The sequence below is a fragment of the Haladaptatus sp. R4 genome, assembly GCF_001625445.1.
In the GTDB taxonomy this organism is placed as follows: Archaea; Halobacteriota; Halobacteria; order Halobacteriales; family Haladaptataceae; genus Haladaptatus.
Window position 1 is genome coordinate 33,123 of record NZ_LWHG01000034.1, and the last position, 13,829, is coordinate 46,951.

The 13,829-nt window shown below is 62.3% G+C and carries 14 protein-coding genes and 4 pseudogenes; 7 read left to right on the forward strand and 11 right to left on the reverse strand.

What is annotated here, in order from left to right:
- Positions 1 to 73: 73 nt before the first annotated feature.
- A pseudogene (gene solA, locus A4G99_RS30150) lies at positions 74 to 1,215 on the reverse strand (N-methyl-L-tryptophan oxidase).
- Between the two features lie 167 nt (positions 1,216 to 1,382).
- On the opposite strand from solA, the gene A4G99_RS23635 reads away from it, so the two are divergent.
- From A4G99_RS23635 to A4G99_RS23645, 3 genes are all read left to right on the forward strand, one after another.
- The gene (locus A4G99_RS23635; protein ID WP_066148829.1) at positions 1,383 to 2,522 is read left to right on the forward strand and encodes an aromatic ring-hydroxylating dioxygenase subunit alpha; all 1,140 of its coding nucleotides are present in this window, start codon (positions 1,383 to 1,385) and stop codon (positions 2,520 to 2,522) included.
- 7 nt (positions 2,523 to 2,529) lie between these two features.
- On the forward strand, positions 2,530 to 2,892 hold the full coding sequence (locus tag A4G99_RS23640) for a hypothetical protein (RefSeq protein ID WP_066148831.1): 363 nt from the start codon (positions 2,530 to 2,532) through the stop codon (positions 2,890 to 2,892).
- 239 nt (positions 2,893 to 3,131) lie between these two features.
- Positions 3,132 to 3,785: a helix-turn-helix domain-containing protein gene (locus A4G99_RS23645; protein ID WP_066148941.1), complete on the forward strand. Its 654-nt coding sequence runs from the start codon at positions 3,132 to 3,134 to the stop codon at positions 3,783 to 3,785.
- 96 nt (positions 3,786 to 3,881) lie between these two features.
- Here the strand turns inward: A4G99_RS23645 and A4G99_RS23650 are convergent, their stop codons facing one another.
- A complete protein-coding gene (locus A4G99_RS23650) occupies positions 3,882 to 4,691 on the reverse strand; it encodes an alpha/beta hydrolase (protein WP_066148833.1) in 810 nt (269 codons plus the stop codon).
- A 329-nt stretch (positions 4,692 to 5,020) separates the two neighbouring features.
- Here A4G99_RS23650 and A4G99_RS23655 point away from each other — a divergent pair, with 329 nt between their 5' ends.
- Positions 5,021 to 5,821 carry an aldo/keto reductase gene (locus A4G99_RS23655; RefSeq protein ID WP_066148835.1) on the forward strand — a complete coding sequence of 267 codons (801 nt, stop codon included), beginning with the start codon at positions 5,021 to 5,023 and terminating at the stop codon, positions 5,819 to 5,821.
- Here A4G99_RS23655 and A4G99_RS23660 read toward each other — a convergent pair.
- From A4G99_RS23660 to A4G99_RS28195, 3 genes and pseudogenes are all read right to left on the reverse strand, one after another.
- Positions 5,815 to 6,453 (reverse strand): class I SAM-dependent methyltransferase, encoded by a 639-nt coding sequence (locus A4G99_RS23660; RefSeq protein ID WP_394337493.1) that lies wholly within the window; start codon positions 6,451 to 6,453, stop codon positions 5,815 to 5,817. The genes A4G99_RS23655 and A4G99_RS23660 overlap by 7 nt on opposite strands.
- Positions 6,441 to 6,911, reverse strand: coding sequence for a hypothetical protein (locus A4G99_RS28190; protein WP_223302239.1), 471 nt, complete (start codon positions 6,909 to 6,911; stop codon positions 6,441 to 6,443). The genes A4G99_RS23660 and A4G99_RS28190 overlap by 13 nt, the downstream gene beginning before the upstream one ends.
- A gap of 97 nt (positions 6,912 to 7,008) precedes the next feature.
- Positions 7,009 to 7,386, reverse strand: a pseudogene (locus tag A4G99_RS28195) (NAD(P)/FAD-dependent oxidoreductase); the annotation flags it as partial.
- Between the two features lie 241 nt (positions 7,387 to 7,627).
- Between A4G99_RS28195 and A4G99_RS23670 the strand changes: the two are divergent.
- Positions 7,628 to 8,026, forward strand: coding sequence for a helix-turn-helix domain-containing protein (locus A4G99_RS23670; protein WP_066148837.1), 399 nt, complete (start codon positions 7,628 to 7,630; stop codon positions 8,024 to 8,026).
- Between the two features lie 84 nt (positions 8,027 to 8,110).
- On the opposite strand, the gene A4G99_RS26340 is transcribed toward A4G99_RS23670, so the two are convergent.
- Positions 8,111 to 8,266, reverse strand: coding sequence for a hypothetical protein (locus A4G99_RS26340; RefSeq protein WP_190303875.1), 156 nt, complete (start codon positions 8,264 to 8,266; stop codon positions 8,111 to 8,113).
- A 211-nt stretch (positions 8,267 to 8,477) separates the two neighbouring features.
- Here A4G99_RS26340 and A4G99_RS23675 point away from each other — a divergent pair, with 211 nt between their 5' ends.
- Positions 8,478 to 8,873: a nuclear transport factor 2 family protein gene (locus A4G99_RS23675; RefSeq protein WP_066148839.1), complete on the forward strand. Its 396-nt coding sequence runs from the start codon at positions 8,478 to 8,480 to the stop codon at positions 8,871 to 8,873.
- Positions 8,874 to 8,896: 23 nt separating this feature from the next.
- Here the strand turns inward: A4G99_RS23675 and A4G99_RS30155 are convergent.
- From A4G99_RS30155 to A4G99_RS25550, 3 genes and pseudogenes are all read right to left on the reverse strand, one after another.
- Positions 8,897 to 9,915: pseudogene (locus A4G99_RS30155) on the reverse strand (NAD(P)-dependent alcohol dehydrogenase).
- 107 nt (positions 9,916 to 10,022) lie between these two features.
- Positions 10,023 to 10,463: a VOC family protein gene (locus A4G99_RS23685; protein ID WP_066148841.1), complete on the reverse strand. Its 441-nt coding sequence runs from the start codon at positions 10,461 to 10,463 to the stop codon at positions 10,023 to 10,025.
- Between the two features lie 4 nt (positions 10,464 to 10,467).
- Complete coding sequence (locus tag A4G99_RS25550) at positions 10,468 to 10,773, reverse strand: hypothetical protein (RefSeq protein ID WP_150123239.1); 306 nt, start codon at positions 10,771 to 10,773, stop codon at positions 10,468 to 10,470.
- A 304-nt stretch (positions 10,774 to 11,077) separates the two neighbouring features.
- Here A4G99_RS25550 and A4G99_RS23690 point away from each other — a divergent pair, with 304 nt between their 5' ends.
- Positions 11,078 to 11,950 carry a PHP domain-containing protein gene (locus A4G99_RS23690; RefSeq protein ID WP_066148844.1) on the forward strand — a complete coding sequence of 291 codons (873 nt, stop codon included), beginning with the start codon at positions 11,078 to 11,080 and terminating at the stop codon, positions 11,948 to 11,950.
- Positions 11,951 to 12,018: 68 nt separating this feature from the next.
- On the opposite strand, the gene A4G99_RS28210 is transcribed toward A4G99_RS23690, so the two are convergent.
- Positions 12,019 to 12,834 (reverse strand): choice-of-anchor I domain-containing protein, encoded by an 816-nt coding sequence (locus A4G99_RS28210; RefSeq protein ID WP_394337494.1) that lies wholly within the window; start codon positions 12,832 to 12,834, stop codon positions 12,019 to 12,021.
- Positions 12,834 to 13,799 (reverse strand): annotated as a pseudogene (locus tag A4G99_RS28215) (choice-of-anchor I domain-containing protein); the annotation flags it as partial. The pseudogene A4G99_RS28215 and the gene A4G99_RS28210, both read right to left, overlap by 1 nt.
- Positions 13,800 to 13,829 lie beyond the last annotated feature (30 nt).

Genomic DNA, 13,829 nt, shown 5'->3' on the forward strand with positions numbered 1-13,829 from the left:
GAATCGGTCGACTCGAATCGTCGTTCGAACCGTTCGACTCGAATCTACTCTCGAAACGGGTCGATTCGATCCCTCACTCGAACCGATCCAACTCGAACATCCCGATGGGATGGTCGGTCTCCCCCTCGGCGGCGAGGTCGGCGAGGATTTCGCCGACGACGCTCGAAAACTTGAATCCGTGGCCGGAGAACCCGGCCGCGACCGCGACCTGTGGATGGTTCGGAAGCGTGTCGAGGATGAAGTGTTCGTCCGGCGAGTTGGTGAACATGCACGTCGCCAACCGCATGGTCTGGCCCGCGGCTTTCGGGAAGTACTTCTCGGTGAAATCGCGGAGGAGTCGTTCGTCCGCCGGTCCCGGTTCCGTGTTCCAGTCGTCGGGGTCCACCTGTTCGTCGAAGTGGTGATATTTGCCGAGTTTGAACCCGGGCACGCTGTATATCGGGAGGCCGTAGAACCGCCCTTCCGGGGCGCTGATATTCCACACCGGGAACGAGTCGGGTTCGAACAGCGACGGGGTTTCGGGTTGGAACCACGCGAGGACCTGCCGTTCGGGGACGGCGAGTCCGTCCAGCGCGTCGGCGAGTTTGTAGTTCCACGCACCGGCAGCGAGCACGAGGCTATCGGCCTCGTACGACCGGCCGACGTCTCGACTCGCACGCCGCCGTCCGGGGTTTCGGTCCAGTCGAGGACGCGTTGGCGGGCGCGAATATCCGCTCCTTCCTCCTGTGCGGCCTCGACGTGTCCAATGATCGATTCCTCCGGGACGACGAACCCGCCGTCGGATTGGTACAGCGCCTTGTAGTCGTCCGGAAGTCGATAGCCGGGAAAGCGGTCGGCCAGTTCCGCGCCGGTGAGGATTTCGTGCGGAATGTCGTGTTCCTCGCAGGAGCGTAGCGACCCCTCGAAGACGACGTTCCCCTCGGGGGCGGCGTCGATGGAACCGGTTCGGTGGATGACCGGTCGTCCCGTCCGGTCGGCCAACTCGTCCCACAGTTCGTAGGCACGCTCGATGAGCGGGATGTACGACGGATGTTCGTAGTACGCACGCCGGATTATTCGCGTGATGCCGTGCGAGGAACCCTGTGTGTGCGGGATGTCGAACCGTTCCAATCCGAGGACGTCGAGGCCGCGCCGCGCCAGGTGGTACGTCGCGGCGCTCCCCATTCCACCGACGCCGATGACGATGACGTCCCGTCGGTTGTTACTGTCACTCATACTCGTCCCCGTAGTTTCGAATCGACCGTCTTCACGTTTTCCCCGCGAAAATCGGATGAACCCGCGTTCGTCCCCGCTCGAACGATCCGTCTCGAAACCGGGGGCACTTGAATGGGGGAGCTATCTGTGGTTCATATTTATACCCCCAGATAGTGACAAGTTGTCACATGACACGATGGAACGACGGGACCGACCGGGTCGAAGCGGTCAGTCCCGACATCACCGACGAAACGAACGCCCTCCCCGCGGAGTACTTCACCAGCCCGGACGTGTTCGAAATGGAGAAGGAAAAGGTGTTCTCGCGCTACTGGGTGTACGCGGGCCACGCCAACTGCATCCCCGAGTCCGGGGAGTTCTTCACCCGGAACGTCGGCGACAAGGAGATAATCGTCCTCCGGGACGACGAGGGCGACGTTCGGGCGTTCTACAACGTCTGTGCCCATCGAGGGTCGAAAATCGTCGACGATACGCCGATGAGCGACCCCGGTCACGTGAATCGGATCCAGTGTCCGTACCACCTCTGGACGTACGACCTGGACGGGGACCTCGCGACGACGCCGAAGAGCTTCGAGGAGGCGAGCCTCAACCCGGACTTGGAGGACGACGACGTGTCGGAACTCGATGCCGGGAAAAACAGTTTGATGGAGGTTTCGACCGACCGAATCGGCCCGCTGGTGTTCGTCAACTTCGACACCGACCCGATACCGCTCTCCGAACAGGCCGGGAAGATGCAAACGGAACTCGAAGCGCTCCCGCTGGACGAGTACGAACACGCCGCGCGGTTCGTCTCGGAGGTCGAATGCAACTGGAAGACGTTCGGCGGGAACTACTCCGAGTGCGACCACTGCCAGGCCAACCATCAGGATTGGATCAAGGGAATTCAACTCGACGAGTCGGAGTTGGAGGTGAACGATTACCACTGGGTGCTCCACTATACCCACGAGGAAGACGTCGAGGACGAACTCCGAATTCACGACGAGCACGAGGCGAAGTTCTACTACATGTGGCCGAACTTCACGGTGAACATGTACGGCACCGCGGACGGCTACGGGACGTACATCATCGACCCCATCGACGAGCAACGGTTCCAACTCGTCGCCGACTACTTCTTCAGGGATGCGGAGATGAGCAACGAGGAACTGGAGTTCGTTCGAACGAGCCGCCAACTGCAGGAGGAGGATTTCGAGTTGGTCGAGCGTCAGTACCAGGGGCTGAAGTCGGGAGCGCTCGCACAGGCCCAACTCGGACCGAACGAGCACACGCTCCACAAGTTCCACCGACTGGCCCAAGAGGCCTACAACGCCTGAACCGACGATGAGCGAACAGGAACCAGCGCCGTTCGTCGCCGGTTGTCCCGACTGCGGGGAGCGAAAGGAGGCGGGAACGCCCAACGAGGTGATCGAGTTCTACAGACGCCACCGTGCGCTCACGGGGCACGACGTCGAGTGGGAGTACGCCGACTACGGGTCGGCCGGAGAACCACCCGACGACGCGGACCTCAAATCCGTGGTCCTCGAACTCGGCGAGCGCTTCGAGGACGGCGTCCCGCTCGGTCTCGTGACGGCGGCGATGGGCGAGCGGGGTCGAACCGTCGGCGAGACGTTGGACGAACTCCGCGAACTGCGGATGACGGGTCACGTCTGGGAACCGAAGGACGACCACGTCAGCGCGTTCTAAACGGGGGGCCGCGGTCGGACGACCGCGTTTTCTGCCGGGAGACGGGGAGGGCTACCGTCTCTTCGAAGACCGGATGGTGGCTATCGCGTGCGATTCCGACCGTGGCGTGCGATTCCGACCGTGGTACCGAACGTTTCATTCGGAACGTGGTATCGAACCTTTCATTCCGATTGTGGTACCGAATGTTTAACACGCATGCCGACGAGGGTCGGATGTCGAGGGAATCACCGGAAATAGCTATGTCGTTCATCTCGCACGTCACGGTTCACCATCCGGACCTCGCGCTGGCACCCACGATAGCGGCGGTACCGAACGTCGCCATCAAGGTCGTTCCGACGACGGGGACGGACCCGGATACGGGACTGTTCTTCTTCCTCGTCGAAACCGAGGACGGTGATTTCGGCCCATTCGAGGACGCGCTACGGGACGATTCGACGGTGAAGAAGTCCGAGATGGTGGCGAACCACGGCGACACCCGAATCTACCGGCTCTGCTACACGCCGGGCACGAAACTGCTCACGCCGAAGACGACCAAGGTCGGCGGCCTGATGCTCGAAGCGAGGTCGGTGCGGCAGGGATGGCTCCTCCGTCTCCAACTCCCCGACCGAAAGTCGCTGTCACAGCTATGGGATTACTGTCGAGAGGAGGACATCTCGTTCGAATTGGACCGGATGTATCAACAGGAGGGCCTGACCGCCGACGGGGAATCCCTGACCGATGCACAGCGAACGGCCCTGTTGACGGCGTTCGAGGCGGGCTATTTCGAGGAACCGCGCCAGACCTCACACGAAGCCCTCGCCGAGCAGTTGGGAATCTCGTCGACGGCGGTCGGCGGGCGGATCAGACGCGGAACGTCGCGTCTCATCGAAACGACGCTCGTGCCGGACGAATAGACGGAGCGGTAGCAACGCCAAGACGGAGCGGTGGAAATGCAACGTCCGTGGAAACTGGACGAAGGATTGTGAAGACGGACGCCGAACCGTCGGCCCTCAGGGACGGTCGGCGTCACTGCCGTCGGAGAGAGTCCGGTCCGCCCAGCGCTCGATGTCTTCCGCGATTTCCTTCCAGCCGTCTCCGACCATGAGTAGGTGGGACCGCCCGACGAACTCGTGGAGGTCCGTGACCGCCCGACTGCGACCGTACTTTCGATTGATCGAACGGGAGAGCGACGGCGGCGACGTGTGGTCTCGCTCACCGGCGACGAGCAGGAGTGGTGGTCGGTCGTCGTTTCCGTAATCGACGGTGTTCGCCGCGTTGGGCGTGAGACTCGACGTTCCCGCTTGGAAGAAGATACGGCCGGTTTCCGGCACCGCGTATCGGTCGTAGGCGGCGCGCGCATCGTCGTCCGGCCACGTGTTGACGAACGCGTATTTGAACTGTTCGAAGGACAATTCCACGGTGCGGTTACGGTTCGCGGGGTTGGAGAGTACCGGCCACGCCGTCCGGAGCGAGGACAGCGGAAGTCGAACCCCCTTCGGCGGGGCGGTGTCGATGGCCACCCCTGCCGCGCCGAATCCCCGATCCAACAACAGTTGAACGATCAGCGCGCCGAACGAGTGGCCGACCAGGACCGGTTGTTCCGGGAGGTCTCGAATCACGTCGGCGTAGTGATCTACGATTTCCTGAAGGGTGAGACCGTCTATCGGCGACGGGTCGGCACGAATTTCCTCGACGGGGCGGTCGTGTCCCGGCCACGCCGGGACGATTACTTCGTGACCACGTTCGGAGAGGTACTCCTCGAAACCCTCCCAACTGCGGGGCGTCAGCCACGCACCGTGAATCAGGACGAACGTGGTCATGGGATTTCACTACCGACCGCCCCACAATCGCCGCCGAGGAGTCGGTTCACCGATACCTGACGGAGGATACCGGATACCGGACGTACGGTGTTTGCCATGGGGTTCATCGCCCGTTCGTACGCTCGCCAGCGCCGTAACGTCGTCTGTCGTATCGACGGATAGTTGCGGAGGTTGCGGTATTCCAGGGTACTATCGTCGAGAACAGACGAGGGAGCTACCTGACCAATAGTACGAGTCACCGAGTCAATAGTACTGTGGAACGGCGTGTGAAAAATAGCCGATGCCACGACGGCCACATCATTCACAAGCGCGCTGGAACATGGACCGGTATGGACGAACTACCGCCGATCGGATTGGGAACGTACAAGAACACCGACCCTGAGGAGTGTGCGGACATCGTGGCGGCCGCACTGGAACTCGGTTATCATCACGTCGATACCGCACGTGCCTACGACAACGAGGAGTACGTCGGCGACGGTATCGAGCAAGCCGACGTGGACCGCGGGGACGTGTTTCTGGCGACGAAGGTGTGGGACGACATGCTCGCGCACGACGACGTGCTCGCCGGCGCGGCGGCGAGCCTCGACGACCTCGGCGTGGACGCGATCGATCTGTTGTACGTCCACTGGCCGCGGGACACCTACGACGCGGAGGGAACGCTCCCCGCGTTCGACGAGTTGCGCGAGGAGGGGAAAATCGAGCACGTCGGCCTGAGCAACTTCACGCCGGAGCAACTGGACGAGGCGCGTTCGATCCTCGACGCGCCGATAGTCGCCCATCAGGTCGAGATGCACCCGCTGCTCCAGCAGGAGGAACTGCAGGAGTACGCGCGAGAGGACGACCACTGGCTCGTCGCCTACGCGCCGGTCGCGCGCGGTGAAGTCGCGGAGGTGGACGAGATTCTGGAGGTCGCCGAGCGACACGACGCGACCCCGTATCAGGTGTCGCTGGCGTGGCTCGCCGCGAAGGAGAACGTCGCCGCCATCCCGAAGACGTCGAGCAAGGAGCACCTCCGGGACAACCTCGCGGCGCGCGAGTTGGAACTGAGCGAGGAGGACATCGCCACCATCGACGGCATCGAGCACGAGGAGCGGTTCATCGATCCGGACGACGCGCCGTGGAATCAGTGAACGCCGTCCGATAGGTCGTCGGAACTCCGTTCTGCGACGAGGACGCCCACTTGATCGTGAACGCGTTCGACCGCCGTCACCGCGAATCCGGCATCGGTCAGCGCGTCCACGAGCACGCCGACGGTCGCCGCATCGACCCCGTGCCCGTACAACGGCTCATCGGGATCGGAATCGCCGAAAAACATCGCATCGCCGAGGACGAAACGGCGAGGGTCGAGGTCGGCGACGGCGTCGATGGCCGCCAGTTTCTCCTCGTCGGGTAGGTGGTGCAAGGCGAAGTTCGAGACGACGATATCTAGTCTGCCGTCGTACTGCGGGTCGAGAAACTCTCCGTAGCCGAACTCCACGTTCTCGATACCGCTGTCGGCCGCCTTCGTGCGAGCCTGTTCCAGCATTCCTTCGCTGATGTCGCGACCGACGACGCGTCCGGCATCCGCGGCGAGCGCGAGCGCGAGCAGGCCCGTTCCGGTTCCGAGGTCGAGCACCACGTCGTCGGAACGCGGGTCGGCGTGGTCGATGACCAGCGTGGCACACGCCCGGTACTCTTCGCCGACCTGACTCTCGTCGTAATCCGCGGCGATTCGAGAGAACCGGTCCGCGAGTTCTTCGAGTCGTTCGTTCACGGTTCCCATCCCTCCTCGAACGCTTCGCGTGAGAGTTCCATGTTGACCGTGGCACCGACCTCCGACCCGTCCGCGACGGCACTCGGGACCGAGAGGCTGGAACCGCTCGCGGCGTCACCCGCGACGAAAAGACCCTCGACCGACGTCAAACCGGCACCGTGCTGTGACCGCGTCACTTCGACGAGGCCCATTTCGTTCACCGGGAGGCCGAGTTGTTCGGCGAACTCGCCGTGCTGTTCCATCGGCGGTGGGTAAAAGAGGGCGCGGCGGGACACCTCGCGTCCGTCCGCGAGCGAGACGCTTTCGAGCCCCGCATCACCGCCGAGCGCGGTGATCGGATCGTCCACTATTTCGACCCCGCGTTCGACGAACTGTGACCGGGTTTCCGCGTCGAAAACGTCGTTCCCGTCGGTGAACACGACGAGGTCGTCGCTCAGGTTGTGGATGAGCTTCGCGTATTCGAGCATTTCCGGGGCATGGACCACGACCCCGGAGCGGTTCGTCGCGGACCTCGTACCCGTGACAGTACGGACAGTGGTACACCCCGTCGGCCCACAGTTCTTCGAATCCGTCGATGTCGGGAAACACGTCGATGACACCGGTCGCGAGAACGAGTTTTCGGCTCGTGTACGTCTCGCCGTCATCGAGTGTGCTGATGAATTCGTTTTCGTCTTTCTCGACCGCCGTCACCCGCGAATCGTGGAACTCGGCCCCGTATTCGGCTACTTCTTCGCGACCGAGACGACGGAGTTCCGTCGGCGCGATACCGTCCCGCGTCAGGTACCCGTGAGCTTCGTCCGCCGGACCGTTGCGCGGTTCGTCGTCGTCACAGACCAGGACGCTGCGGAGCGAGCGACCTAACTGGAGAGCGGCGCTCAAACCTGCTGGCCCGCCACCGATGACGAGGACGTCGTAATCCGGTTCGCCGCGAGTTGTTTGCATAGTTAGTGCAATCAGGATTGGAAGGTATAAGGATTGTGCAAGCGGCGGTCTCAACCGAGCATCATCACCAGAGTCACTCTATTCGCCGAATATGGGGATTCTATCCGACAAAGACCACAGCAGACGATCTCTTTTGTTTCGCAGGGATGTCGATACCTGTCGTCTTTCGATCCGAACCGCAACAAATGTTTGCAGTGAATGTGCAACCTTTATCGGGTAGTAACACCGAACAGAGACAACGATGACGGATGCCATACTGGAACAGAACCGAACCGAGCGGGAGTGCGAGGATCTGCTCGAAGGAATGCTCGGATTGAACGAACTCGATAGGGGCGTGTTCAGACTGCTGATCGAGAGTCCCGAACCGCTCACCGTGGACGCGGTGGCGGAGTTCATCGACCGGGAACGGACGACGGCGTACCGTTCGGTCAAACGCCTTCAGGAAACCGGGCTCGTCGAGAAAGAACAGGAAAACTGCGATTGCGGCGGCTACCACCACGTGTATCGAATCACCGACCCGGACGAAATCGCGGACGGATTCCAACGAATGCTCAACGACTGGTATGCCGAGACGGGACAGTTGATTCAGGAGTTCCGAGAGACGTACGGGGAGAACCGTCCTCCGGAAATCGATCCGTAAATCGTCGTTCCAGTCGCCGTAACGGTAAAAATGGAAACGAGAAAAACCGACCCGATCTACTGTCTCCTGACTGGTGCGCGCCGGTTACGGAAACAGCCGTGCTCGAAGTCGCGGGTCCGAATCCGTCGAACCGCTCGTTTTCGCGTCCGTCACCTCGTGTTGCGGCGAACCGTAGACGGACCGTTCGTCGTCGTCCCGCTGCAGATCGTGTTGTGGATATCCGTACAGATACTGTTTCATTTGTTGACCATCCGAACTTCTTTCTTCGATAATACCCTCCATTCGTACGACTATAATCCTTTCCACAGAGGCAGATACAACGTGGTTGCAGCGGCAAGTCAACTAAGTAGCGGGTAGCGGAGCGGACGGCTTCGAGCGCGGCGGTTTCCATGGGTCCGACAGTCACCCACGAACAAGAGCTTTGAAGCACGCGGGTCGATGTCAACCCGAGATGAATGCAGACGACGCGGAGGCGACGGTACGGGAGTACTACGAGGCGCTTCGTGAGGGAGAACCGTTACCGCCGTTTTTCGCGGCGGACGAGTCGCTGGTCAAGTTCGGAATCTCGGAACGACTCGTCGGGTACGAGGCCGTCGCTGAAGGATTACGCGATCAGACCCGCGAATCGGAGGACTGGACGGTGACGAGCAGCGACCTGCGTGTGACCGAACGCGACCGCCACGCGTGGTTCAGCGACGACGTTCACATGGCGTGGACCGATATCGACACCGACACCGAAACCGGAACGCGCCGCGAGTTCGACACGCGCTGGAGCGGCACGCTGGAGGAACGTGACGGGGAATGGCTGTTCGTCGGGATGCACGTGAGCGCCCCGCAACAGCTCTGATACCCGAAAACTTCGACTCTCAATTATTCGACGGAGATGACGACCTTCCCGCGATGCTCCCCCTGATCCACGTAGCGGTAGCGCCTCGCGGACGTCGTCGAAGTCGAAGACGCGGTCAATGACGGGGTGCATCTCCTCGACCGCCATCGCGTCGGTCATCCGGTCGAACATCGCGCGGCTTCCGACGCCCATCACGCCCTCGACGTCGAGCGATTTGTGCATGATCGGGGCGGGATCGACGCGTCCTTGCTGCCCGGCGAGAACGCCAATGAGATGGACGTGGCCGCCGACGGCCGCCGCTTCGAGCGACTTCCCGAGCGTCCCGGGACCGCCGACTTCGACGACGTGATCCGCGCCGCCGATTCGCTCTCGGACGACTTCTCCCCACTCGGGGGTCGATTCGTAGTTTATCGTCTCGTTCGCCCCACGTTCGCGGGTCGCTTCGAGTTTTTCAGTCGCTCGACGACGTGACGACCGTGCGCGCGCCGTGCATCGCGGCGAACTGGAGCGCGAAGGTCGAGACGCCGCCCGTTCCGAGCGCGAGAACCGTTTCCCCGGCGCGGAGATTCCCGTCCTCGACGAGCGCACGCCACGCCGTCAGTCCCGCACAGGAGAGCGTTGCGCCCTCCTCGTAGGAGAGGTAGTCGGGGAGGACTGCGAGGCTCTCGGCCGGGAACGTCACGTACTCCGCCAGCGCCCCGTCAGTTGAACCGCCCGTCGTTCGCGCTAGCTTCTCCGGCGTTCCCGTCCCCTCGATCCAATCGGGAGCGAACGGCGTTGCGACGCGGGTTCCCGCCGAAATCCGTTCGACATCGTCTCCGACTTCCACGACTTCACCGGCCCCGTCGGACAGCGGAATCACCGGAGGCTCCGCTCCGGGATAAACGAGGTCGGCGTTCGCGATGGCCAAATCGCGGTAGTTCAGCGAGCACGCGTGGATGCGAACCAGCGCCTCGTCGGCGTCGGGACTCGGCTTTGACCGCTCGGCCTGTACTACCCCGTCGTACTCGGAATCCGTCCGTTGGACTTCGTAGGCTCGCATTTTCGTCGGGAGTTCGACCCCCGAGCGTTTCGTTCCTGCGTTCGCCCACAGTTTGACCGCTTTTCGCGTCATCCTCGATACGGCGCGTCGGGGCGACGAGAGCCGATTCAGAGTTCGAGAATCTCGACTGGATTGCCGTCCGGGTCGCGGATGAAGAGGATTTTCGTGCCGCTGCCGGTCGTCTGCGGTTCGCTGATGGCTTCGACATCGTCGGGGAGCGATTCGTACACGGCATCGAGGTCGTCGGTTTCTATCCCGAGGTGTTTCGCCCCGGTGTCGTACACCGCCGCGCCGCGAACGTCGTTTTCGCCGTCGCCGTCGTCGCCATCGTTGGCTTCGTATTCGATGAGTTCGACGCGGCCGGTTCCGCCGTCGAGTTGGGCGAAGTGGCCCGTCAGTTCGTCGCCGCCGACGGCCGTCGAAAGTGCGTCGTCGGAGAGGGAGTACCGGTCGATGACGTCGAACCCGAGGACGTCGCTGTAAAATTCGACTGCACGATCGAGGTCGGTTACCGAGACACCGTGGTGGTGGAGACTCAACTGGCTCATGGTTTCATCTCGTTCTCCCCGAGTAAAACGCTTCGTCTCGCGGCGTCGTCTGTCGGTACCGAGGGCCGAATACGAGGATGATGATCGGTATCGAGACGAGGATGATGACAGGTATCGGCACGATGCCGCCTTCGTCTACCTGGTGCCGAGAAATCGTCCGGCGACGGGGCCGGACGATTCGGCACGATGGGTCGGGGAGAGATGATGTGGTAAGCCACGTGACGTTCAGATAGCCGGTAGCGAGCGTCGCTTGTGGGCGTATCGTGCCGAGGTGTTTGCCTCTGTCCGAATCGACAGTGGGTGGTGGCATCCCGACCCGTTTCGATCCACGGATGGTTCGATAAAAGGAATTCTGACCAGTTCATCAAAACACGGCGTAGATTGGGAATGGAACGGGAAATTCGGCATCTGGAAGCGAGGAGACGGGAGTCACTCTCGTCGGTGTCCTCCATGCGGGCGCGGTTGTGGTCTCTCCAACGAACAACCGACGAATGGGAGCGTCGCTGTCGGGGACGTCCCGGTTTGGAGCCGCGTTCAACGAACGGCGGACGATAACGATTTCGGCAGGGGTGAAGTAGACAGATTGATATTCGATACGACCGTGAGATAATAAAGTGCCAACTGGAGTAACCGTCAGGATCGATCCTCACGTCCACTCGGAGGGATCGTACGATGCGCACGATTCGATCGAACTGCTGCTGGAGCAGGCCAGCGACATCGGTCTCGACGCCATCGTCATCACCGACCACGACGTCATCGAGGAGTCACGGCAAGCCGCGGCGCTCGCCGCCGAATACGGCCTGATAGGGATTCCCGGCGTCGAAATTTCGACGGCGGACGGCCACCTCCTCGCCATCGGCGTCGACGAACGTCCCACGCCGCGCCAATCGCTCGGGGCGACCGTCAAGGACGTCCACGAACTCGGCGGCGTCGCCATCGTTCCCCATCCGTTCCAGTGGAGTCGCCACGGTGTTCGGAAACGCGACCTCGTCGCGTGTGACGCCATCGAGGTGTACAACTCGTGGCTCTTCACGGGGTACAAGAATCGGCGTGCGGGGGCGTTCGCGGACGAGCACGGCTATCCGGGAATCGCGGCGAGCGACGCACACACCGCGTCGATGGTCGGACGGGCGTACACCGAACTCACCATCGACGGCGTGTCGAACAAGGCGGAGATCGACTGTGACACCATCGTGGAGGCGTTCCGTTCCGGGACGACGGAGATCAACGGACGGCGGACGCCGATTCCGCACAGCGCCAACCACTACACGAAGGGCGCGAGCAAACGGATCGACGCGGCGGTTACGGCGTCGAACCTGAACGTGCTCACGCTGCTCACGCAGTCGGCGTACGCGTTCCACCGGGGGAAACGGCGACGAGGGGCACTGCTCTTCGGCGCGGCGACGCTCTCCTCGCGGAACCACCGCTGGTGGTATCTGATCGAGGGATCGATCACGGCGAACCGCCTCATCGACCGACTGTTCTAAGCGATTTTGGGGGCTGAAAGTTGTTTTAGATACTATCGAGGAGACAGGTGACGTCCATGTTTGAGCACTTAGAGCGAATCGACGCGGTGGACGGCCATCGTACCGCTGATTTCGTTGCCGGTGAGCACTAACGGGGCGTCGGTGGGGCTCTCTTCGGCGGAAACGAACGTGACACCCTCCGGACCGAGGTCGCCAGCGGCACCGGCGGGGAGGTCGCCGTCGTCGATCTGATCCCCGACGTCGACGCTGAAATCGCGGTCGTTCAGGTACTGGACGAACTCGGCGTTCTGTGGGTTCGAGACGTCGTACACCATGATTCCGCCCATCCGTTCGAGGCCGATGAACGCGTAGGTTCGTCCATCGACGACGCCGACGTCGACGTCGGGTTCGGGACCCTTGTTGTCGCTCCGACTGTCCGGGTCGTTCTCGTCGTTGTCCGTGTTGAAGTGGTCGGGGTACTGACGCGCGATGATACGGGCGAACTCGCTGCCGCTATCGTACACCAGTTTCCCTTCCTCGTTCCAGATCGAGAACGACCGACCGCCGAAGACGTATATCTCCTCGAATTTGCCGTCGCCGTCGACGTCGCCGAGTTGGTTCGTCACGTGGAGCGAACCGAGGTTCTCCTCGGCCTGGAGTTCCTCGACGTCGTCGATTCCTTCGATCCGGTCGAAGTCGAACGCATCCGGGTCGAGTTCGAGGTCTTCGAGCGAGACTTCCTCCGAGAAGCCGTCGTAATCGCGGGCGTCCCCTTCGTTCGCGGTGACGATGTACGTCTCGCTGTCATCGCCGGAGTTCGTCCGACAGCAGCGGCGTCGGCGGACGCCTCGCCGACCTCGTACGAGGCGATGCCGTCGGGTTGATACATCCCGTACACCGGCCAGTTGCGGATGTTCATCCCGCCGTCCTCGTTGCTGGCGTCGAGTTCGTTGCCGGGGAGCATGTGGTCCTTGTAGCCGAGCGGGAGGATGTCCGTGACCGTCGCACTCACGATATCGACGATTGCGAGGGCGTTGTTCTCCTGCAACGAGACCCACGCGGTCTTCGAATCGGCGGAGACGGTGATGTATTCGGGTTCGAAGTCCTGCGATGCGCTGGCGTCGGGACCGAAGATTCGAACGCCCCGCTCCCGAAGTTCGTCCTCCCTCCCGTCGTAGGCCGTGAAACCGGCGGTTTCGACGGCGCAGTTACCGTCCCGTCCGGCGACCGATACGACGCTCACCGAACCGCGCGGGTCGGTGTCGTACTCGTCGTTCGGTTCGCCTTCGTTCGCGGTGAGCACCCGTTTTCCGTCGGGCGTGAACGTCACCATGTCCGGGTTCGCGCCGACGGTCTCCACCGAGTCCAGTTCGAGCGTTCGGCCGTCGTAAAACACGACCTTCCCGGGATTCGTCGCGTCGTCAGCGGCGACCGTGGCGGCCACGAGTCCGTCGTGAACGTCGACACTCGTGGCATCCCCCGCGTCCGTCCACGCGTCCGAGAGGTCGGCGGTTCCGACTTTTTCGGGGGTCGACGGATCGCCGAGATCGACGGCGTTGACGGTTGCCTCCTCGGCGCTGACGAAGAACGCGCGTTGTAGGTCCGGGTCGTAGCTGACGATTTCGGCAGCGCCCTCGTCGAACTGGCCAGTCTCGTATCGGCCGAGGAAGGACAGTTCGATGCGACCGGACGACGGGTTTGAATCCTCCGCGTGCATCGATTCGTCCCCCTCGCTTTGGTCCTGCCGTCGGTCGGTCGATGACCGGCCCGTCGCCGCGGCGTACCCGGTGAGGAGCGTTGCGCCTGTTATTCCACTCAGCGCGAGAAACTTGCGTCGAGGTACCGTGTCGTCTGACATCAGTTCACCCATTCTAATTATATCACATTAAACTTTCTAAAA